Genomic DNA, 21,493 nt, shown 5'->3' on the forward strand with positions numbered 1-21,493 from the left:
CGGTGATTTCCAGCACTACCCCTCGCCCAACAACACTGTTCTCCGCCTGCTGCGTTCCCCGGACCGCTGTATCCTGCGCGTTACCCGCGTCCAGCAGGTGAAACAGCGCCCCCGGCCCGTTCGTCAGCAGCGTCGAGGTGTCCTGGCGGATGCGCGGGCTGGCGGTGATTTCCGCCATTGAGCCATTACGCGGCCCCGGCCAGTTCACTTTTAGCGGCCTGACCGGGCCGTGAGCGTAACGCAGCACCTGCCCATCAATGTCAATCACCAGCTCGGTGATGGCCGGATCCATATCCACGACGCGGACCTGCATCGCCCAGGAAAACTTTTTCCCGCCTTCCCCGTTAAAAAAGACGCGGCGGATTTGTTCTGCCTCCTGAAACGGCACCAGATCTGGCCCGTGCAGCGTCATGTTGCCTTCGGTCGGTTTGTAACGCCACGGATTGCTGGCAATGTCCGCCAGCGGGGCCAGTTGTTTCGTCCAGAAGGCATCCAGCACCCCGCCGCTGGCAAAGATACGGTTAAAATCGTCCGCGCTGACCTCCTGCGGGCTGTCGGTAAAGGGATAGCGCCCGTCAATGGCGTCACGGCACTCATCACCGATCACCGCCTCCATTTGCGCATTCAGCACTTCACCCGTTCCGGCATTGATTTTGCGTGTCCCCTGCAGTGTTAAATCCAGCAGAATATTTTTCAGCGGCGCGGGTAGTTTTGCTGCCTCCAGTTGAAGTTTATCCGCCGCCGAAATGCGGCCCGGTAATGTGCTGGCCGCCAGTGCACTGTCTGCAATGGTGAGCTGGGTGTAATATTCATTGAGCATCGTCAGCAGCGAATTAAGCTGTGGTGCACCGCCCCCTTGTCCGCTGTCCATACGCCCGGAAACAACTTCCCGCAATGCGGCAAAACGATCATCCACCAGCGTTTTCTCCAGACGTTCTTCTGGATGGATGTCCTGGAACAGCTTCGCCGTCTGTACCACTTTTCCCGCATTACCGGAAAGCCGATCCTGCGCTCGCTGGGCCATCTGCTTTTGTCTGGCCTGTGCATCCAGCGGCGGTACCAGGGTGGTCTGCTCCACCACGGCTTTACTCAGCCGCATCAACGGTGAATCTGGCGAGGCCAGGGTACGGAGCACCTGAAGATCATAGGCCAGCCCCGGACCACCGTCCTCCCCGGCGCTGTTGATGCTGTGAATACTGACCAGAAAATCCTGCCACCGGCGGGCATATTCAGTCAGGTACAGGCGACGGACTTCACGGGTAACCGGGAGTTCCTGTCCCGGTAGCTGACTCATTACACTCTCAGTCGTTTTTTTTTGCGCATTTTCCCGCCCCATCACCCAGGCATCATTCGCTGACGCTGCGGCAACAAATTCAGGCAGTCGTTTGTCGAATAAGTCCCGGTAGCCTTCGCGGGTGAAGATGCCCGGTACGCCCCGCTCCAGCGGCGCGCCATCCGTGCGAACAAAGACGGTTCCAGCATCTGCCCCTACAGCGCGCACCAGCGAAAACTCCTGCGGTGCTTCACTCTCCATAGAAGCCAGTGCACGGGCATAGATACGCTCAGTGCTGGTGTGTCCATCGAGGAAAGTTCGCGCCTGGCGGATCAACCCCTCATCTTTTTCGTAGGGCGAATGCACTACGCGGCTACCGTCAAACAGAGCGTCGATATGTTCCAGCACGGCTGCACGACCACCAAACTCCGCCACGCTGTCGCGGTTGTCCAGGTCATTCAGTACCCATGAGTGAATTTCCGCCGCGTTGTATTTGTCCTCGTGGTCTTTATCGAGGTTCAGCAGCAGATAAACATGCAGGGTGTCATAGGCGGCTTTGCTGTTCTGACGTGCTATCGCTTCCGAAAGCACATATTCCATGCGTTTCACCAGCGGCGGCAACAGCAGCTGGTCCAGCAGGCGGTCGTACAGAGAGGCCACACTCTCCATCACCGGCGGAACGCTGTACAGCCCGTAACGCCAGGCCAGCGGCGGTGAGTCCGGATCCAGCCCCGGCCAGGCAGAGAGCGCCCGCGCCTGGTTCAGTAATGCGGGAACCGGGTGCATCGCAGGTTTTCCGGTATAGGCTTTGACATCAGTATCCAGTTTAGCCGTCCGGGTGGCGATTTCATTCAGATACCCGTTGTTACCCTGCTGGCTGCCCTGCATTCCCTGCCATAACCAGAAAGCCAGCGCCAGTACCAGCAGATGCCCGCCGGTACGCAGTAGCCGGTAACGCCATGCCCACTGGAGATTCGGCTCCACCAGGTGCGCTTCGCGGAAGATTAACTGTTTCAGTAGATCGTGGAGAAAATAGCTGCGGTTGCCGTCCGGCAGGGTATGAGACGGTGAATCCGCCTTCCCTTTTATTGCCCGGACAAAACGCGGCCAGATGCCCGTATGGTCTGCCACGGCGTCCGCCTGCGCCTGTGCCGCGCTGGTGAAAAATACGCCGCGCAAGGTGTTGTTAAGCTGGGTGGCATCGAATTTTGAATCGAGGAAGATCTGTTCAATGGCTTCCAGCAATGGCGCGCCCAGCGCGGCAAATTCACGCGGGAAGCGATACAGCCGCTGGCGGCTTTTAAGGTCGTACTCTTCCTGCAACCGGGTATCCAGCCCCTGATCCAGCCGCAGCGTCAGATTTGCCAGTTCCTGCCCACAGAGCGCATGTCGCGACTGCAGATCTGCGGAATTACGTTTCCGGCTGTAAGGCAAAGTAAAGCCCCATACCTGGGTACGAAGGTGACTGGTAAGACCACGAAAATACTCCGTAAAGCCCGGCAACAGATCCATTTTTGTGACAATAAGATACACAGGAAAACGGATCCCTAGCGTCTCTCTCAGTTCTGCCAGCCGTGCACGCAGGGCTGCACAAGTAGCCAGGCGTTCTGCCGATGACTGCGCGGTTAGATCTGCCACGTTCAGCGTCAGAAGCACGCCGTTCAACGGCGCGTTGGGGCGGTGTTTTCGCAGCAACCCCAAAAATCCTTGCCACTCTCCGGCGTTACGCTGTGTCGCGTTCGTTTCGCCGCCATCATCGTGGCGGGCATAGCGCCCAGCGGTATCGATAAGTACCGCTTCGTTGGTAAACCACCAGTCGCAATGCAGCGTGCCACCACCAGGTACATTCAGGATATGTACGGTCTGTTCCATCTGTTCTGCTAGTGGGAACTGCAATCCAGTGTTGAGCAACGCGGTAGTTTTACCATCGCCCGGACTGCCGATGACCATAAACCACGGTAACTCGTACAGAAAACGCTTTCCTTCCAGTTCCTTACGCCAGAATGGCTGATCTACTCGTAGTTGTTTTAGTTGCCGGATGGCGCGGGTGACAATATTGCTGACGGTGCGCAAATCAGCTTTAATTTCCCCGGCCACCGGCACGTCTTCCCCGCGTGGATGCAGGAAACGGCGCAGCAATTGTTCATCCAGGCGCAGCGCCCGCCACAGGCGGTACAGGCCGTATAGTGCATAAGTCAGCAGGATCAGGCCGATAAGCGTCAGACGCAGCCACAGTGGCGCAAACGGGCGAACGTCGCCAAAGGCCAGCAACGGTGACACAAAACCGATGATCAGGCACAGAACCGTAACGCCAATAATGCTCATTGACCAGTTCACCAGCCACAGGATGAGCAGCATCAGTAATAGAACGATGGTCACCCCCCTACTGCTCACGGACACCAGCGGATGCAGGGTGTCAAACGCCACCAGCGGTCCGATAAACCAGACCAGCAGCACAAGCATCACCACGCCGACAATCGCCAATGCGCGGCGGGAAAACAGCAGACTGAGAAATTTTTGCATTATTGTTCAGAGCTCCATGCGATAATCAGTAATAGCAAAATACCCAGGACTGAAAACCCCTTTCCTGTACGTGATACTGAAAGAAAATAAAGAACAATCTGAATAGCCGCTGAAATAAAATAAATTAATCTTCTGATTACCTCTCTATTTCCATTTCTCTGAGGCAATGCTGTTATTGAAGGCTCCATATCCTGCATCCACTGATACTCATTCCCGGAAAAAAGCATGATAGTGACCAACCCCATAATGAATAATAACCATCCTGTTATCTTAATTATTTTTCTCATGAGGACTCCCAGACAGTCATTAATAAACCAGAGAAATGCAACCAGTTGTTGATAATAAAATCGCCATAGCTGGTATCTTTCTTTATTTTTTCCAGACTAAGAGAAATACCTCGATTATAACGAGCTTCAATAATTCTTATTTGTTCTTCTGTCAGGTGAGGTAAGGATACCTGAAAGCCATCTTTGTCAGCCAATTGATAACGATGCCTTGCAGCTAATTTTATATTAAAAACATCATGTTGGAGGTAATTTTCCAACTCACGCAACTGAGAATTATCCATTTTAGTCTCATCAAGCCCGAGTGTTTTGGCTGCAGTTCGCAATTGCATACTCACCGCACCAAAAGATGTTTTTTCTGGTTTCGAAGCTATTGTGATATGTTCATCAACCCACTCAGGCCCACTCCAACTCATAGCACGAAATTCAAATACCAACGTGTCTACAATCTGAGGATCTCCCACTACTTCAATCCAACAAACTCCAGCAAGCAAGGGAGCAGGTAAATGCCAGGCATTTGCAGCTGCATTGATCAAAAGGCTGTTATGCTTCACCCAACCATCTTTAAAATAACGCCCAAATGCTACTCCTCCCCCCCATTTTTTAGGTGCCAGTTTCCAGAATATAAATTCTGTTACTCCCCACACTGGCGAATGGTTAGACGCATTACACTCCAGCTTTTCCATTATTAATTTACTCCACCACCAGAATTTCCACCCGGCGATTCTGCGCTCGTCCGGTTTTATTGCGGTTATCAGCCACCGGCACGGTATCCCCCTTCCCGACAACCCGGATTCGACTGGTAGAAACACCACCGGACTTCAACAGCGTAGCCACTTCCGTCGCCCTTTTTTCCGATAACTCCTGGTTAGATGGGAATTCCGCAGAATGGATCGGCTGGCTGTCAGTGTGACCAGTCACCGTCACTGCGCCCCCCACTCGCGCAATCTCGCGCGCGGCCTTATCAATCACCGGGCGGAGCGCGTCATTCACGGTTTTCTGCCCCTGCACAAACATCGTGTCGCCCCGGAAGACCACCCGACTGTGATGCTCATCTTCCTCCACCGTCAGCAGACCACGGATGATCTCGTTCGCCAGCAAGATTTTCAGTCGCAGTTTATGCACGGGAACGGGTGGTGGCGGCAGATTTTTACCAATGGCATCGATACGCTGCTGTACGGCTTCTGTGGCGAGACTCATCCGGTGGTTGTAAAAACCAAATAAGGTCAACATCACCAGCAGGGCTATTCCGCCACTCAGCCAGACAGGCACTCGCTGCATCCGCCGAATCCGACCGCCGACGGCACCGGTGAAACCAGGCGAAAGTGTTGGTGTTACCGGATCGCGGCGCTGGATCAGTTGAGTCAGCAATTGCTGGCGGATATCATCCAGTTGTTTACGCCCGTCGGGGCGCACGCTGTAACGCCCCTCAAAACCCAGCCCCAGTATGTGGTAAATGATTTCCAGCACATCGCTGTGCTCCTGGAAGCTGGAGGCCAGACGACCAATTATCTGAAACAGCTTGATGCCACCTTCACTTTCGCCATGAAAGGTGATCAGCAGGCTTTTTCCAGCCCAAACCCCACGTCGCCCCCAGCTTGTATTGTTGGCGGCTTCATCCAGCGCCGTACACAAGCAATAGCGAACCGCCAGCACATGCTCGCGGCGCAGGTTTGCCTGGTCGCACAGCGTCTGATATCGGCGAACCTCCCGCTCTAGCAGGGCGCGGTAATGTTCGATAAAACCAGGGGCGAGTTCGCGGGGCATCTGCGCCAGTGCACATAACAGAGGACTTGCCGCCGCCAGCAGGGGATTAGTGGCGGCAGTGATTTCAGCCAGCCGGAGTTTCATATCCGGGCCGTCCTCAACGACCACCTTGCTCTCCTCCTTGCGAAGAGTGTCCTTTATGGCCGCGCCGTAACCGTCATTGTCGGGTGTCTTTCCCCCCCCGGTTGATGGCTGAAATGGCAGGGTATTCGCCGCCTGCGGCGTCAGGATATCGTCGGTCATTTATCACGCACTCCCCACAGAGCCATCTCCAGCCCCGGAAACTCTCCGGCAGTGTGCATGGCCATGCCTCCATAGCGGGCAATATGTTCCCAAAGCACGCCATCGCGGCGAATGTCGTAATAGATGTACCCGGACTGGAACGGAATCTGACGCGGGGGCACCGGCAGCACCTGCAAAGTCAGCCCCGGCAGGTGCGAGCGGATCAGTTCCGGCAGGCGTTCGGACGGCCCGATTTTGGTCTGGGCGGAAAAATATTGCAGCAGGGCGTCGGCAGACATCTGCGCCTTCACCGTCAGCACAAGCGCGCTGAAACCCGATAGTTCGGAAGGTTCAACCACCGCATTGAGGATGCCATAAGCCCCCTCTTCCAGCGGAATCCGCTGCGCCCCCCGGATCAGCACGGCATTCAGCAGGTACTGTACCTCGTCCACCACCGATTTCAGCCCTGCATAAGGCGTCAGGTGTTTATATTCTTTATATTCTTCCGGGCGGCGAGTTTGTGGTCGCACATAGGTCGAGAGTTCACCGGCTAGTTCGGACAGGTTACGATAGAGCACTTCCGGCGACAGCGGCGTTTTCGCCAGATGGATCAGTAATGGGCCAAAACGATTGAGAATTTGTAACAGCAGGTAATCCGACACTTCCGCTGCCTCATGGCCGTGTTTATCACTGCCCGTCAACCGTTCCGCCAGTGAATCTGCGCGCATTTTTATCAGATCGTTGATCCACGACAGCCAGGTGCATATCAGTGAACTTGCCTGGTAGTTCACCACTGGCGGGATCAAATCTTTGTCAAGCTCGATCCGGCCATCGGGATGCAGAGCCGTAATGCGCGTCAGCGGCAGGCCGATCCACGCATCCGTCACTGCTTTTTCCGGCAACAGGCGCAGGCGCAGGTGGCTGAGCTGCAACAATTGTGCGCCACGCCCCAGCGAGTTGGCATCGCGAATTTCATTTTCATGCACCGAAAAGCGCGCCAGCGATTCCGGGTTATTGTCGAAGCTGGTTTCCTCGCTGTTCGGCGTGCGTACCGGCACTGCCAGGCAAATCTGCTGGTTAAGATGCTCCGGCAGAATGGCCAACGGCGGCGGCAGCGGCGTATGGCCCGGCGCATTAAACGGCGTACCGTCCGCAAACACCCCGGCAGCCTCTTTCAGTACCAGTTTGCCGATGTTCAGCGCCTCACTGTCAATGCTGTATTCACTGAAGCCCCAGAAAAAGGGGGAAAGCGGCAGACTGCGGTAGTGAATAACGTGTTCCAGATAGCGTTCCTGCTGCTGAAACATCTGTGGCAGCAAAAATTGTCCTTCACTCCAGACCACCCGGTTATTCCAACTCATAATTTACTCATCCCGTTCTTTAATCACGATGGCGCTTTGCTCTATGTCAGCATCCAGTTCGACTTTTTTCTTCGGCATAAAGCGGCTGTACCAACTTTTTTCCGGTGGATCAGGAATTTTATATGTGGCTCGCCAGACCGATTTTCCCAGATTGCGGTATCCGGCGAGGATCCCCAGCGTGGTGGTTTCCTTATTGAGAGAGCGGCGCAGTTTTTTCTCCTCGCCCGGGCGCAAGATAAAGCTGTCGCGGTGCAGTAAATCATCGGCAAGAACAGCCTTGTCATTGTCCTGAAGTGACCACCAGTCCGCCGCCGTGAAGGCTGCATCATTTTTCAGTTCATAAACGCGTATCTCTATGGGCGCGGCTTTTTTCTGATTGTCAGGATTCACCTTATCGGAAGCCTTAATCACCAGATCGAGTCTTTGTGACATCAGGTCCGGCACGTCGTCGCTGTCAATGCTGCACCCGGAAAGCAGGCAGACAAAAGACAAAGCTACCGCACATAACCACCCACCGGGGTTACGCCATTTATTCACTATAATTTCCTTTAAAATCAAACAATAAAAACCAGCCCGGCTATTTTCCGGGCCGGAAAAGTACCGCTTAAATTTCTTTATTGGCCTTGAAGTCGTAGCCTGCGGTGATGGTGCCGCCGCTGCCACCTTGCTGGTTCTGCACCACGTATTCCTGCTTCACGGTGCTGAAAGAGAGTTCGACTCTCTCGCGGGAAGCTATCTCGCCCTCCTTGCTACCACTGGGGGAAACCACAGCCACAATCAGGTCAGTAAAGGTGTACTTGAGGTATTCCAGTGGATTGCCGCCTGCTTTACGCATGACAAGGATGGACTTCGGAATATGCTTACCGGATGCGCAGTATTTGAACAGATTCGGGCTGGCACGATCGATGTAATGTTCAAACTCCAGGTTAGTCACGGAGACTTTACCGGATCCCAGACCGCTGCCTGCGTGCATGGTGGACTCCTGATGGATATTCCAGCGCCAGCTCAGTACCTCAATTTCATTTTTATGTTTGTCATCCATTGACTCGCCATCAATGCCGTCAATTTTCAGAAAAATGTCATAAGCCATTTTCATTTCCTTATTAAGAATTACTTAAAAATAATCTCTGATTTATCTGTACATCTGGATACAGGTAAATCATTGCCGTACAGAACCCCCTCTCCTTAATTTCAGAAGAACAGAAGGCTGTATAATTTCCGGTAATGAGATACCGGCATGTAATTAATTCATAAACTGAATGGATTATATTTATTTACATATCACAGATACCGGTGACTCTCCTTGTTCCCGCTGACCCGGCAGAGAAGATGCCTGACACCGTGTCGCCGATGCAGGTACTGGTTGTGATAACCAAACCTGTCCGTGGTTATAAATACAGGAAACCCAGTAACGTTCACTATCCTGATTACTGTTCATTGTGGTATCCCATATTTGCCTGGTTTCACCCTTTATTTTCTCTGTCTCTGGTTTTAGATCTACCCGGTTTTCAGGTTTTCCCTGCGACATCCCTACGCCGTCCAGCCACAGGCGGGGTTCATAGCGGGAAGATTCCTGCCACGATGTAGGTACATCCGACTCCAGTACTGTCGTTGAGGATTTTATATTGATAAACACGGGACAACTGACTTCCCACGCTGCAACATATTGTGGATAAAACAATATATAACCCAATAACAGAGAAAAAATAAAACGCGTCTCCATAGCATCTATTCTCTACTCAATAACATAAAAAGCTTCCGCATTATTACTGGCATCAGGATAGGATCCATCACTGCGCATTCCGCCTTTTCTGGAGATTTTGCGCGCCGATACATTCGAGGCTTTACCTGTCCACTGGTCCATAACATAAATATACGAATCATCTTGTTCGAGATAGAAAGCAGCATGTTTATGAGCATCTTCCCTCGGTGGATATTTCCCATTCACAAAAGTCGCGATTGCTGTTCCTCTGCGGATCGATTTATCTCCGAAAACTTTCCGCCCCTGCTTCCACGTTCCGGTATGCCCTACATGTGCATATACCTGAACTAAGAACACACATTCCTTTCGGTCTCCTGCTCCCGCCATTCCCACCATTTCAGTGCCCTGCAATGAATCTACCAGGCCATAAACATATGACATATCTCCCCCTGAGTATTATCTGACATCATTCATTAAAATATTCATAAAAATCAGGCAGTACCCTGTTTTACTGACGGCAGTTTTGTGACCAGACGCAGCGACCCCGTTAATCCTTCAAGCTGGAAATGCGGGCGCAGGAAGAATTTGGCATCGTAATAACCCGGATTACCTTCCACTTCTTCCACCACCACTTCAGCAGCCGCCAGCGGCCGACGAGCTTTAGTTTCCTGTGAGGAGTTCACCGGATCGGCATCAACGTAGTTCATGATCCATTCATTGAGCCAGCGCTGCATATCTTCACGTTCTTTGAACGAGCCGATCTTGTCGCGCACGATGCACTTGAGGAAGTGCGCAAACCTTGAACAAGCGAACAGATATGGCAACCGGGCTGAGAGATTGGCGTTGGCCGTGGCGTCCGGGTCGTAATATTCCTGAGGTTTTTGCAGCGACTGTGCGCCAATAAAGGCGGCGTAATCAGAGTTTTTGCGATGGATAAGCGGGATAAAGCCATTTTTTGCCAGTTCCGCTTCACGGCGGTCAGAGATGGCGATTTCCGTCGGGCATTTCATGTCCACGCCGCCGTCATCGGTCGGGAAGGTATGACAGGGCAGATTTTCTACCGCCCCACCAGATTCCACACCACGGATCAACGTACACCAACCGTAATGTTTGAAAGAACGGTTGATATTTACCCCCATTGCATAGGCGGCATTACTCCAGACATATTTGCTGTGATCTGCGCCATCCGCATCTTCTTCAAAATCAAACTCATCGACAGGGTTTGTTTTCGCGCCATAAGGCAAACGGGAGAGAAAACGCGGCATCGTCAGGCCAATGTAACGAGAATCCTCGCTTTTACGCAGTGAGTTCCACGGTGCATATTCGAGGTTCTGGGTCACAATTTTGGTCAGGTCACGCGGGTTGGCCAGTTCCTGCCAGGAATCCATCTGCAACACTGATGGAGAGGCCCCGGCAATAAACGGCGCATGGGCGGAGGCTGCCACTTTGGCAATGGAGCCGAGCAGATCCACATCCGGCGGGGTGTGATCAAAATAATAATCCGCAATGATACAACCGTAAGGTTCTCCGCCTAACTGCCCATATTCGGCTTCATACAGCTTTTTGAACATGGGGCTTTGATCCCACGCGATCCCTTTGTAACGTTTCATATTTTTCCGCAATTCATCCTTCGAAAGGTTCATAAAGCGGATTTTTAATTTTTCATCGGTTTCAGTGTTGTAAACCAAATGTTCCATTCCACGCCAGGAGGACTCCAGTTTCTGAAAATCTGGATGACTCAGGATTAGCTTGATCTGTTCCGTTAATTTGAAATCGATCTGCTCAATAATCGCAGCAATACTTTTATAAGCATCGTCACTAACGATGACCGTATTTGTCAGAGCCTGTTGGGCCAGCGTCTGAACTGCAGCCTCAACCGCCTTTGCAGCCTGAGGAGTCTTGGGACGGAAGGCTTTATCCAGCAGCGAATCAAACTCCGTTTCCTGATAGGCAGTGGTTTGCGCAGTAGAGAGGTCGCCAGTCGCCAGAAGAGTATCGTTTACCATGAAAGTTCCTTAATAAAATCGCAGTTAGTCTGCTGTTCCCGTTTCACCTGATAAGACACTTTCCTGTTGAGCGACAGGTTTTGGCGCGCTGGCCAGAGCTTTCAGTAACGTTGGGTCTTGTAATAGTTTGTTGATCAGATTTTCTGCTCCCGCTTTACCATCCATATAGGTTTGCAGGTTGGCAAGCTGAGTACGTGCTTCCAGCAACTGGTTCAGGGCATCCACCTTACGGGCAATCTGCGCAGGCGAAAAATCGTCCATATTCTCTAACGTGATATCGACCATTAACTGCCCTTCGCCCGTCAGCGTATTGGGGACAGCAAATGCCACGCGCGGCGCAATGGCTTTCATCCGCTCGTTGAAGTTATCGATATCAATATCAAGGAATTTACGATCGGTGACCGGTGGCAGCTCTTCGCGTGGTTTACCGGCCAGATCGGCCAGCACCGCCATGACAAACGGCAGTTCGATTTTTTTCTCGGAGCCGTAAATCTCTACGTCATACTCAATCTGCACGCGGGGCGCGCGGTTGCGGGCAATAAACTTCTGCGCGCTGTTGTTGATAGCCATAATCCTTCATTTCCTTCTCAGTCAGCCGACGACACCAGGGGAGTGGTCCGACGGTACAGTTTAAAAATCATACGCAGAGAGTATTTTTATAATCTCTTTGTTTTCTTTGTACTTTTCCCGCAGCACAGGGAGTTATTTCCTTGCTGGAGGACACCAGGTATCAACCCCTTTTTCGATGTCTCTTTTATCCTTCTCTGGTAAAGAACTGTCCCATTCACCAGCAAGATGCTGGCACATTTCCGCATTACTCAGAAAATGCTGCACATCCTGTGGTAAAGGCGGTTCCCCCTGAACACAGGGGGCGAACATCATTAACAGGAATGTCAACAACATCGGATAACGAAATGCCATACTTAATGTCCATCAATTGACCAGCGCATGAGATATGCTCTGGCGGGAGGACGATATGTTGCAGAAATACAGCCCCTTGCACGCGCATTAGCAGGCGTGCGCAAAAATTTATCTACCGATGCACAAAAAGCCCCCTGCAAATCATTGGTGGAAGAATCTCCAGGAAAGCGACTAACCCACAATGCACCACTTAATTCTTTTGCAATAAGGATGTTCCATTAATCCGTTTCAAAAATAATCTGTTCATCCTCATCAACACGGATGCAGATTTGCGTGATAGCTGTTTTCTCTGTCATCGCCTGCAACCAGTAACGGGACAGTTGCGGCAGAATATGCTGCTCGATATAACCAATCAGCAAGCGTGCCCCTGTTTCGTGCATCGGGCAGTGCGCCACAATGTGCGTAATGAGTTCGTCGCCATAGATGAGTGAAACGCTATGCTGCTCCGCCATACGATCCATCAGTCTGCCAAGATGCAGACGGGCAATAACACCTCGCGCCTTCTCATCCAACGGCAAATAAGGGATAACCGTCACCCGCCCCAGGAAAGCCGCTGGGAAGTGTTTGCGTAACTCCGGCATTAACGCCTCTTTTAGCCCTGCTGAATCGGGCATCAACGCCGGATCCTCGTAGAGCTGGCTGATAAGCTCCGCACCTGCGTTAGTGGTCAACAACAGCGTGGTATTTTTGAAATCGATGTGGACACCTTCGCCATCCTCCATCGCACCTTTATCGAATACCTGGTAGAACAACTCGTGGACGTCGTGATGGGCTTTTTCAATTTCATCCAGCAACACCACGCTCCAGGGATGACGGCGTACAGCTTCCGTCAACACACCGCCTTCGCCATAGCCAACATAGCCAGGCGGCGCGCCTTTCAGCGTGGAGACGGTGTGAGACTCCTGAAACTCGCTCATATTGATAGTAATCAGATTCTGCTCACCGCCGTAGATTGCTTCTGCCAGCGCCAGCGCGGTCTCGGTCTTGCCAACACCGGACGGCCCGGCCAGCAAAAAGACGCCCACAGGTTTGCGCGGATCACCTAACCCCGCCCGCGCGGTCTGGATACGCTCACCAATCTGCGCCAGAGCATCCATCTGCCCGGTAACACGTTGCGCCAGGCGGGCAGGCAGTTCTAGGATCTGGCTGGCTTCATCTTTTACCATGCGCCCAGCGGGAATGCCGGTCCAGTCGGAGACAATCGCCGCTACCACCGCCGCATTAACTTCCGGAAACACGATGGGGTTTTCACCCTGCCAGACTCTTAATGCTGCTTCTGACTGTTGCAGTGTGATTTCATCACGCTCGCGGGTTTCTGCAGCACGCTGCTCCTGTAACCTGTTAACCAGCTCTAGTTCTTGCTGCCAGCGTTCATCCGCATCAAATAGTTCTCTTTTCAGCGATATAATCTGCGACGCCAGTGTGTCGCCTCGCTCTGCGCGGAGTCCCATTTTTTCCTGTTTTAATAGCAGTTCCTGCTCCATTTCAGCGGCTTTGAGCCGTTGACGCAGAAACTGGATATTCACTGGTGGAGTGTGCAGCGACAGCGCCACGCGGGCTGCGGCTGTATCCAACAAACTGATGGCTTTGTCCGGTAGCTGTCGAGCCGGGATATAACGGTGAGAAAGCTGTACAGCAGCACGCACGGCTTCATCAAGGATGAGTACGCTATGGTGCTTTTCCAGCGTAGTGACTAACCCGCGTACCATCTCAACAGCGGCAGCCTCTTCCGGCTCTGCCACCTGCAACACCTGAAATCGCCGGGTCAATGCCGGATCTTTCTCTATATGGCGTTTATACTCACTCCAGGTGGTCGCCCCAATCGTTCGAAGACTGCCACGCGCCAGCGCCGGTTTCAGCAGGTTGGCAGCGTCACCTGTACCGGATGTACCTCCGGCGCCTACCAGGGTGTGAACCTCATCGACAAACAGAATCACTGGCTGCGGCGAGCACGCAGCCTCTTCCAGCAGCGCCTTCAGGCGGGATTCAAATTCGCCTTTCATAGACGCTCCCGCCAGCAGCGCCCCGACATCCAGCGACAGCAACCGCACGTTACGCAGTGAGGGCGGCACTTCCCCCTCGGCAATCGCCAGCGCGAACCCTTCCACCACAGCCGTTTTCCCGACGCCTGCCTCGCCAGTTAGCAGCGGATTGTTCTGCCGACGGCGCAGCAGAATATCCGTCATAGTACGAATTTCGTGCTCTCGACCGGTGACTGGATCGATGCCACCTTCGCGAGCCTGTGCAGTCAGATCCTGACAGTATTTCGCCAGCGCGGATTTCCTCCCTGCTGATTTACTGGAAAATGCCTGACTGCTTTCTCCCGGAACCGCAGAATTCAAATCCGAACCATCATATGGAATCTCTGATATTTCAGGGGATGATGAGATTAAAGACGGAAGAATATCCAATAGTTTATTTACCGGTAACCCAGCCAATGGCGCACAGATATTTTTTAACACTCGATACAATTCTGGTGTGGTTAACCAGGCTAGTAGTAACCATCCGCTACGAATTTTGTGATCGCCAAAACGGATGCTTGCCAACATCCAGGCTTTTTCAACAGAAAGATCTATATGGTGGGAAAAGTCGCTAATTACGCTAGCTCCGGCAGGCAATATATCCAATTGCTGAATTAACGCATTCTCTACATCAAAAGATGTTATTTGGTAATGCCGAAGAACATGGTGAATATCATTCTCTGGTTGTTGTATTAGCTGATGCAACCAATGCGTTAGTTCGACATAAGGATTAGCGCGTAATTTACAGAACGTTGTCGCAGACTCCAAAGACCTGAATAAAGGTTTTGTTAGCTTTCCATATAGTGCACTGCGTGAAACAGGAGTGTCCATCTGTTACACCTGATGATGTAAGAACATATAAATGATACATAAACATAAATGTACCGATTAGAACTTCTAATTAATAGAATCATCAAAATTCCAGAATGAAACAATGATGCATATCACAGAACGCAATGTAATATAGCGGTTAGTATCTTTTTTATGTTTTTTTTCAATACAGAAAATCAATCACATATACATTATGAATATATTACATCAAAATTATCACAATACATTTCCGCAGGAATTAATATTGATAAAATAAATTGTTCAGCATTACTTATCTAAAAAATTGAAATTATTCTTCTATTGAAAAGAACATTCTATACAGCGATACGTAATGAAACGAAATATTTCCTGGGGACTACAAAAAATACAGGCGCACGGGGTTACCGATAGCACAATTTACGCGACTGCAGGAACACAGATTATCTTCACCGTCAACGCGCCCTGGCTTCCTGTTTTTGAGGTGGATGAGAATGCGAAAATTGCTCTCAGCCTGACTCGCCACGAAGAGGCGTGGTGGATAATCAATCAGTCCGATGAATATTGTTGCACGGTAAATGATCAGATTGTCGAGCCGCATCACCGTATGCGCCTGAATGAAGGGGATCTGATTGAATGGGGATTATCTTCCTGGTGTCTTGTTCGTAACAATCCGACGTCTCTTACTCCACGTGAGGAAAAGACGACACCACAGACTGCTGTTTCGCTGGAAACAATAAGCGAATATCTCGATCTTGACTGGTTTCGACAACAGCAACGGCAGTCGCAAAATCCGTTTGATATCATTCCGGTTCATGGCACAGTCGCCACCGAAGGCACCCCAGAAACAGATAACCCACTAACCCTACTTTACCAGGAATACCGCCAGGCATTATTGTCCCCTGAACAAGATATCCATCGTTATGCCGATCCATTTCCCCTTAATGAAGAGGCAGTTACGCTGGATCTGGCCTCATTGCGCAATCTGACCACTGAAGCTGATTCATTGCAGGATATGGTCACAGGAGGGTTAAGCATTGACGCTATTCTCGATGTCCTGGATACCACCGGCGAAGGAGAAACGATCTGGCCTACCGAAACGGTTCTCCCCGATATTCTGCACTTGCTTTCCCCGGAATACGCATCGGAAATGGTGCATAGCGCCGTCTTACCCGATCTGACACAACGTGAGCACCGCATCATTGGCATTGACAGCCATTACCGGGTAAACCCGGTACAACACGGAGATATCTATCATGACAAGCAATAACGTGCTACCGGCTACCTTGTCGGCACTGCTGCGGAATTATTCTGTAGCGGAAGGTATTCAGATGGCTGAGCAACAAGTAAAGATGCACCCAACTAAGGCTTTCCATCGGCACAGCCTGTTTCAGTTATTGTGCGTGCTCGGCAACTGGTCACGAGCGCTGCAACAAATCCAACTGTGCGCCCGACTGGATGCAAATTATACCCGAGAAGCGCAGGTATTTGGGGAGTTGATTCGCTGTGAGATATACCGCCAGTCCTGCTTTCATGGTGAACAACGTCCCGGCTTTATTCTCCCTCCGCCCGTCTGGATGGAGGATCTGCTTGTCGCCCTCGCCTGTAACGCCCATGGTAAAACGTCAGATGCCGATGCCCACCGCAGCCGCGCGTTTGAGACCATAACAGACACTGCCGGACAGTGGAATGGCGGCACATTTGACTGGATAAGCGACAGCGACTCCCGTACCAGCCCAGTGCTGGAACTGGTCACTGGTGGCATGTATATCTGGCTGCCGCTTTCGCAAATTCGCTCACTGAAATCGCCCCCGCCAGCGAGTCTGACCGATCTGATCTGGAAACCCGTCAATATCACACTTCACAATGGTGATGTGCATGGTGCCTGGCTATTTTCCCGCTACAGCGGTTCAGAAAAGGCCTCCGATACCCTGTGTCTGTGCCGCAAAACCGTCTGGCAGGATGGTTCCGGAGAAACCCTGGTACAGGCTCTGGGGCAAAAAATGTGGCTCACCAGCCACGGAGATATCAGCCTGCTGGATTTGAGCACCTGCACCTTTAATTCACCTGAAGGCCAAGATGCATGAATGCCTCCCACCAGCGCCCGGGCAAACACTTACTACCCACTCTGTTTGACCGCCTGTGCGACGACACCCCAAACCAGAAGCGCGACCACGATATCAGTGTTAGCCCAGCTCAGCTTAAAGAGATCATCCGCCGGGATTTGTCGTTTCTGCTCAACACCATCAGCCATGAAGATGATATTGATGCCGCGCGTTACCCGCAGGCGGCTGCTTCCGTAGTGAACTACGGCCTGCCGCCGCTGGCGGGGAGCTTTTTGTATGAACATAAGTGGGATGATATCCGCAGAGCCATTTTGCGTACTATTACCCGGTTTGAACCCCGGCTGAAGACCTCCACACTGCAAATCATCCCGCTACAGGATGAACAACGCCAGAATGGCCATAACACATTACAGTTTGAAATTTGCGGTGAGATCCTCACGCAGCCGTATCCGACAGCATTCCGGGTACGTAGTGCGCTGGATATGGAGCACAGCCGCATTACATTTTATTAATATAGAGGGTGAGTGATGGATCCACGGCTACTGGAATACTACAACCGCGAATTGAGCTACCTGCGGGAAACGGGAGCCGAATTTGCCGCCCGTCATCCCAAAATCGCCGCCCGTCTGGGAATGCAGGGAGCGGATATTGCCGATCCCTATGTGGAGCGTATGATCGAAGCTTTCAGCTTCCTGACCGCCCGCACGCAGCTTAAAATTGACGCTGAATTTCCCCGCTTCACCCAGCGTTTGTTGGAGGTCGTCAGTCCCAATTACATCATCCCAACCCCCTCAATGAGCGTGGCACAACTACATCCCGATCCGGAAGAAGGTGATTTGGCGAAGGGATTCACCGTCCCACGCAACACTGCCTTTTTTTCCTCCATTCCGGAAGGTGAAAGCGCCGCCTGCCAGTTTCGTAGCAGCCAGGATGTGACACTGTGGCCGCTTGCCATCGAAGAGGCGCGCCTGACCGCCGCGCCGCCGGATATGCCCGCCCTGCACCGCTACCTGCCAGCTAACATTCACGTCGCCGGAGCACTACGCATTACCCTGCGCACCTTCGGTGAACTGACCTTCAGCCAGCTTGCCGGGCTGGACAAGCTGCCGCTCTATCTCTGCGGCGAGGAGCGCACGACCTCACACCTGTTCGAACTGCTGCACACCAGCGCCATTGCCACACTGGCTGGCGTTCCGGGTCATTTTGACGGCGTACTGGATGTGAATCTGAAACAGCCCGTCATGTACGAGGGTCTGGAGCCGAATCAGGGGCTATTGCCGCTGGCGTGGAACGTGTTCCACGGCCATAACCTGTTGCATGAATATTTTGCCTGCCCGGAACGCTTTTATTTTTTCACCCCGACGGGTCTGTCTGCCGGGTTACAAAAAATTCACAGCGGCGTGGCGGAAATTGTTATCTTACTGAACCGCCTGCCGCCAGACTGGCTGATCCACCAGACAAATGCTGCACAGTTCAGCCTGTTCTGTACCCCGGTGATCAACCTGTTTCCCCGCGTCACCGCCCGGATCGATATCACTCACAGCACGACGGAGCAGCACCTGGTGGTGGACAGAACCCATCCGCTCGACTATGAGGTGTTTTCGGTCCAGGAAGTGGAAGGGTTGGAAGCCGACACCACGCGGAAGATGACATTTCGCCCGCTCTACCACACCCGCAATAATGATGAAGGCAATCATGGGCGTTATTTTTCCCTGCGCCGGGAGCCGCGTCGGTTGTCTGAGAACGCCCGCCGCTACGGCACCCGCACACCCTATACGGGTTCGGAAGTATTCCTGTCGCTGGTTGACCAGTATGAAGCCCCATACCCGGAAAATCTGCGCCATATCACCATCACTGCCATGGTCACCAACCGCGATCTGCCCTGTCTTATCGCACGCAATGGCCGGGACGATCTGACCGTGGATGCGGCCATCCCTGTGGCAGGTGTGGGGCTTATCCGTCCACCTCGTCCACCACAGCCACCACTGGCGGAACGTGAAATGGCCTGGCGGTTGATCCGCCAGTTATCCTTTAATTATCTGCCGCTGGCCGATCTGGATCACCGCACCGGCGGTCAGGCACTGCGCGATCTGCTGAACCTGTTTATTCCGGCGCATGACAGTCCGCAGTCGCGTCAGGTACGCAGCCTGATTGGCTGTAAAACAACGCCTGTTACCCGCCGTCTGCCCGGTTCCGGGCTGCTGGTTTATGGTCGCGGCGTCAGTTGTGAGCTGACGGTGGATGAAGACGGATTCTCTGGTATTAGCCCGTATCTGTTCGGTCTGGTGTTGGAGCAATATATCGCTCGTCATGTTTCCATTAATACCTTCTCGCAGATGACGCTGCACAGTATGCAACGTGGGAAAATTATGACCTGGCCGGTCAGAGCCGGACTACGGGGAAGTGTATGAGCGGCGATTTCACCCAAGCGCAGAAAACGCCCTGGCGCTATGGTTTTCTGAACCTGATGCGCCGCGTGGATGTGCAGTTGTGTACCGTCCCTGCAGGTAGTGCCTGGCAACCAGGTATGGAAAAATTTCGCCTGGGACAAACACCTACACTGACCTTTGCGCCACGGGAAATCGCCAATGTGAGCTGGCAGCAAGGACGCCTGCACCTTAGCCTTTACAGCCTTGGACTGTGGGGGCCGAACGGTCCGCTGCCACTGCATTACACTGAGCTCGCGCGCAATCGGACCGAAAGCCGCTGCGATCCGACCCTGACCCGTTTTACCGATCTTTTTCATCACCGCTGGCTGACGCAGTTTTATCAGGCATGGCGCAGCGCCCAGTCCGCCGGGGGCGGTCTGGATAAACAGGAATATGACCGTTTTGCCTTTTATATCGCCAGCCTCAGCGGGCAGGATTTACGGGAAAGTGCAGATAGCTCGCTGCCGGATCACGTTCGCCTGGCGGCATCGGCCCATCTGGTGCGCGAATCCCGCAACCCGGACGGCTTGGCCGCCACGCTGGCGCACTATTTCAGTGTGCCTTTCCGGATACAAGAGTATGTCCTGCACTGGATAACGGTGGCTGATGATGAAATTACCCGACTGGGGATACCAGCCCCCTCTTCCGTCATTGGCAACGGCGCACTCATCGGCCAGGCCGTGCCGGACATGCAATATAAGTTCCGGCTGGTGATTGGCCCGCTGACACTGGCTGACTACCGGCGTTTCCTGCCTGGTGGTAATAACCTGCCAGTACTAACGGAACTGGTTCGTGCATTTACCGGGTTTGAATACTGCTGGGAAATTGAGCTACAGCTTAAACCACACGCAGCCCCTCCGGCTGTTACTGGCGGTCCATATCAGCTTGGCTGGACCGCCTGGGCAGGGAAAGCCCTGCACGACAACCCGGTGACGGGCATGATTTTCGAACCTGAACACTATCTGGCACACTGAGGATAATTTAATGGATACCCCCCTGTCTGACCCTATTTCGGCTGAATGCCCCTGCGGCCCGGATCTGGAGTATGATCCAGAGTACCTGTTGCTGTTCACCCGCGCCTTAGCGCGTGAAGAGGCGCAATATGGCGATTTTGTCAGTACACCGGAAACTATTAACTGGGCGGAGCTGGAGCGGGACGCCCGCCGCCTGCTGGCACGCAGTAAAGATATCCGCATCTTGGTTGTCCTGCTGCGTTGCCGTATCCAGCAGGCCGGAGCCAGAGGGCTGCTGGAGACACTCACGCTTCTGGAAACGTTGTGTGTCACAAACCCGGACACCATCCATCCACAACTGCTTACGGCTGAAGATACCACCGCCGAAGATGCGGCTGTAGCACGCAGTAACGCGCTGTCGGCGCTACTGGACCACGAAGGCGTAATGGCTGATATTCGTGGCATTACGCTATCAAACAACGCCGCCATGCGCCTTCAGGTTCGGGATGTGGAACGTTCGCTGTCTGCATCACGCCCGGCGGATGCGCTGGCACCGGAATCAGTACGTCAGCAACTGGCCGACCTGGAAGCACGCGGCGCACTGCCGCTGGACGCATTTCGCCAGGCCGCCGAGATCACTGAGCGACTGCAACACCATGCTCGTGAAACGCTGAATGACCTGGCCCCGGACTTTTCGCGTCTGACGCAACTGCTGACCCTGTTGCCTGGGGCGGTACAGACAACTACGCCAGAAATCCCACAACCAAAACCGCAGGCTGATCAGCCGAAGTATGCTGCTATCGATAATACCGGACTGACACTAGCAGGGCATGTCGCTCCCACAGTGGATATACCAGCCGAAACGACCGCAAAGATCATCGCAGAGCCACAGCAAATCAGCGATCGGAACGACGCACTGAAACGCCTGCGAGTCATCCGCCGCTGGTTTGAGCACAGTGAACCAAGCAGTCCGACCATTCCTTTGTTGCGTCAGGCGGAACGACTGGTCGGTAAACGCTTTTCGGAGATAATCAATGAAGTTCCAGCAGAACTGCTGGAGAAGTGGGATGCGCAGGAATAACCAAAATGACCAGAACTTATAACTACTGGTCATTATATGGTGTAACTATTTTCTGGATTAAATCCATTTAACTTCCG

The 21,493-nt window shown here is 52.8% G+C and carries 18 protein-coding genes and 1 pseudogene; 6 read left to right on the forward strand and 13 right to left on the reverse strand.

The window, feature by feature from the left end:
* The 13 genes and pseudogenes from tssM to tssH form a co-directional block, all read right to left on the reverse strand.
* Positions 1-3,796, reverse strand: a 3,796-nt coding sequence (gene tssM, locus A7098_RS22050; RefSeq protein ID WP_105281418.1) for a type VI secretion system membrane subunit TssM, incomplete at its 3' end; no start/stop codon positions are given.
* Positions 3,796-4,083 carry a hypothetical protein gene (locus A7098_RS22055; RefSeq protein WP_105281419.1) on the reverse strand — a complete coding sequence of 96 codons (288 nt, stop codon included), beginning with the start codon at positions 4,081-4,083 and terminating at the stop codon, positions 3,796-3,798. The genes tssM and A7098_RS22055, both read right to left, overlap by 1 nt.
* A complete protein-coding gene (locus tag A7098_RS22060; RefSeq protein ID WP_105281420.1) occupies positions 4,080-4,766 on the reverse strand; it encodes a hypothetical protein in 687 nt (228 codons plus the stop codon). The genes A7098_RS22055 and A7098_RS22060 overlap by 4 nt, the downstream gene beginning before the upstream one ends.
* A 7-nt stretch (positions 4,767-4,773) precedes the next feature.
* Positions 4,774-6,090, reverse strand: a complete 1,317-nt coding sequence (gene tssL / locus A7098_RS22065; RefSeq protein WP_105281421.1) for a type VI secretion system protein TssL, long form — start codon at positions 6,088-6,090, stop codon at positions 4,774-4,776.
* Positions 6,087-7,430: a type VI secretion system baseplate subunit TssK gene (gene tssK / locus A7098_RS22070; protein WP_105281422.1), complete on the reverse strand. Its 1,344-nt coding sequence runs from the start codon at positions 7,428-7,430 to the stop codon at positions 6,087-6,089. Before tssK ends, tssL begins: the two co-directional genes overlap by 4 nt.
* Before the next feature lie 3 nt (positions 7,431-7,433).
* Positions 7,434-7,967, reverse strand: coding sequence for a type VI secretion system lipoprotein TssJ (gene tssJ / locus A7098_RS22075; RefSeq protein WP_032224536.1), 534 nt, complete (start codon positions 7,965-7,967; stop codon positions 7,434-7,436).
* A gap of 67 nt (positions 7,968-8,034) precedes the next feature.
* The gene (locus A7098_RS22080; protein ID WP_000312804.1) at positions 8,035-8,520 is read right to left on the reverse strand and encodes an Hcp family type VI secretion system effector; all 486 of its coding nucleotides are present in this window, start codon (positions 8,518-8,520) and stop codon (positions 8,035-8,037) included.
* A gap of 180 nt (positions 8,521-8,700) precedes the next feature.
* Positions 8,701-9,153: an STY0301 family protein gene (locus A7098_RS24450; RefSeq protein ID WP_071987998.1), complete on the reverse strand. Its 453-nt coding sequence runs from the start codon at positions 9,151-9,153 to the stop codon at positions 8,701-8,703.
* Between the two features lie 12 nt (positions 9,154-9,165).
* Positions 9,166-9,573 (reverse strand): BPSL0067 family protein, encoded by a 408-nt coding sequence (locus tag A7098_RS22090; RefSeq protein WP_105281423.1) that lies wholly within the window; start codon positions 9,571-9,573, stop codon positions 9,166-9,168.
* Between the two features lie 50 nt (positions 9,574-9,623).
* Positions 9,624-11,138 (reverse strand): type VI secretion system contractile sheath large subunit, encoded by a 1,515-nt coding sequence (tssC, locus tag A7098_RS22095; RefSeq protein WP_000245851.1) that lies wholly within the window; start codon positions 11,136-11,138, stop codon positions 9,624-9,626.
* 24 nt (positions 11,139-11,162) lie between these two features.
* Complete coding sequence (gene tssB, locus A7098_RS22100; protein ID WP_000996814.1) at positions 11,163-11,708, reverse strand: type VI secretion system contractile sheath small subunit; 546 nt, start codon at positions 11,706-11,708, stop codon at positions 11,163-11,165.
* 60 nt (positions 11,709-11,768) lie between these two features.
* Positions 11,769-12,059: pseudogene (locus A7098_RS22105) on the reverse strand (hypothetical protein).
* A 218-nt stretch (positions 12,060-12,277) separates the two neighbouring features.
* Complete coding sequence (gene tssH, locus A7098_RS22115) at positions 12,278-14,911, reverse strand: type VI secretion system ATPase TssH (protein WP_105281424.1); 2,634 nt, start codon at positions 14,909-14,911, stop codon at positions 12,278-12,280.
* 331 nt (positions 14,912-15,242) lie between these two features.
* Here tssH and tagK point away from each other — a divergent pair, with 331 nt between their 5' ends.
* From tagK to A7098_RS22145, 6 genes are read left to right on the forward strand one after another with little or no spacing between them, the layout of a single operon-like run.
* On the forward strand, positions 15,243-16,157 hold the full coding sequence (gene tagK / locus A7098_RS22120) for a type VI secretion system-associated protein TagK (RefSeq protein ID WP_085460354.1): 915 nt from the start codon (positions 15,243-15,245) through the stop codon (positions 16,155-16,157).
* Positions 16,144-16,974 (forward strand): type VI secretion system accessory protein TagJ, encoded by an 831-nt coding sequence (locus tag A7098_RS22125; protein WP_105281425.1) that lies wholly within the window; start codon positions 16,144-16,146, stop codon positions 16,972-16,974. Before tagK ends, A7098_RS22125 begins: the two co-directional genes overlap by 14 nt.
* Complete coding sequence (gene tssE / locus A7098_RS22130; protein WP_000994234.1) at positions 16,971-17,465, forward strand: type VI secretion system baseplate subunit TssE; 495 nt, start codon at positions 16,971-16,973, stop codon at positions 17,463-17,465. The genes A7098_RS22125 and tssE overlap by 4 nt, the downstream gene beginning before the upstream one ends.
* A 15-nt stretch (positions 17,466-17,480) precedes the next feature.
* The gene (tssF, locus tag A7098_RS22135; RefSeq protein WP_105281426.1) at positions 17,481-19,364 is read left to right on the forward strand and encodes a type VI secretion system baseplate subunit TssF; all 1,884 of its coding nucleotides are present in this window, start codon (positions 17,481-17,483) and stop codon (positions 19,362-19,364) included.
* Complete coding sequence (gene tssG / locus A7098_RS22140) at positions 19,361-20,356, forward strand: type VI secretion system baseplate subunit TssG (protein ID WP_000012133.1); 996 nt, start codon at positions 19,361-19,363, stop codon at positions 20,354-20,356. The genes tssF and tssG overlap by 4 nt, the downstream gene beginning before the upstream one ends.
* Positions 20,357-20,366: 10 nt before the next feature.
* Positions 20,367-21,416 carry a type VI secretion system ImpA family N-terminal domain-containing protein gene (locus A7098_RS22145; RefSeq protein WP_105281427.1) on the forward strand — a complete coding sequence of 350 codons (1,050 nt, stop codon included), beginning with the start codon at positions 20,367-20,369 and terminating at the stop codon, positions 21,414-21,416.
* Positions 21,417-21,493: the final 77 nt, after the last annotated feature.

It is taken from the genome of Escherichia sp. MOD1-EC7011 (assembly GCF_002965005.1).
In the GTDB taxonomy this organism is placed as follows: Bacteria; Pseudomonadota; Gammaproteobacteria; order Enterobacterales; family Enterobacteriaceae; genus Escherichia; species Escherichia ruysiae.

Excerpts from the sequence above, each read along its gene's own strand:
- A7098_RS22055 (WP_105281419.1), bottom strand. The coding sequence starts at position 4,083 with ATGAGAAAAATAATTAAGATAACAGGATGGTTATTATTCATTATGGGG.
- A7098_RS22060 (WP_105281420.1), bottom strand. The coding sequence starts at position 4,766 with ATGGAAAAGCTGGAGTGTAATGCGTCTAACCATTCGCCAGTGTGGGGA.
- tssL (WP_105281421.1), bottom strand. The coding sequence starts at position 6,090 with ATGACCGACGATATCCTGACGCCGCAGGCGGCGAATACCCTGCCATTT.
- tssK (WP_105281422.1), bottom strand. The coding sequence starts at position 7,430 with ATGAGTTGGAATAACCGGGTGGTCTGGAGTGAAGGACAATTTTTGCTG.
- A7098_RS22080 (WP_000312804.1), bottom strand. The coding sequence starts at position 8,520 with ATGGCTTATGACATTTTTCTGAAAATTGACGGCATTGATGGCGAGTCA.
- A7098_RS24450 (WP_071987998.1), bottom strand. The coding sequence starts at position 9,153 with ATGGAGACGCGTTTTATTTTTTCTCTGTTATTGGGTTATATATTGTTT.
- A7098_RS22090 (WP_105281423.1), bottom strand. The coding sequence starts at position 9,573 with ATGTCATATGTTTATGGCCTGGTAGATTCATTGCAGGGCACTGAAATG.
- tssC (WP_000245851.1), bottom strand. The coding sequence starts at position 11,138 with ATGGTAAACGATACTCTTCTGGCGACTGGCGACCTCTCTACTGCGCAA.
- tssB (WP_000996814.1), bottom strand. The coding sequence starts at position 11,708 with ATGGCTATCAACAACAGCGCGCAGAAGTTTATTGCCCGCAACCGCGCG.
- tssH (WP_105281424.1), bottom strand. The coding sequence starts at position 14,911 with ATGGACACTCCTGTTTCACGCAGTGCACTATATGGAAAGCTAACAAAA.
- tagK (WP_085460354.1), top strand. The coding sequence starts at position 15,243 with ATGAAACGAAATATTTCCTGGGGACTACAAAAAATACAGGCGCACGGG.
- A7098_RS22125 (WP_105281425.1), top strand. The coding sequence starts at position 16,144 with ATGACAAGCAATAACGTGCTACCGGCTACCTTGTCGGCACTGCTGCGG.
- tssE (WP_000994234.1), top strand. The coding sequence starts at position 16,971 with ATGAATGCCTCCCACCAGCGCCCGGGCAAACACTTACTACCCACTCTG.
- tssF (WP_105281426.1), top strand. The coding sequence starts at position 17,481 with ATGGATCCACGGCTACTGGAATACTACAACCGCGAATTGAGCTACCTG.
- tssG (WP_000012133.1), top strand. The coding sequence starts at position 19,361 with ATGAGCGGCGATTTCACCCAAGCGCAGAAAACGCCCTGGCGCTATGGT.
- A7098_RS22145 (WP_105281427.1), top strand. The coding sequence starts at position 20,367 with ATGGATACCCCCCTGTCTGACCCTATTTCGGCTGAATGCCCCTGCGGC.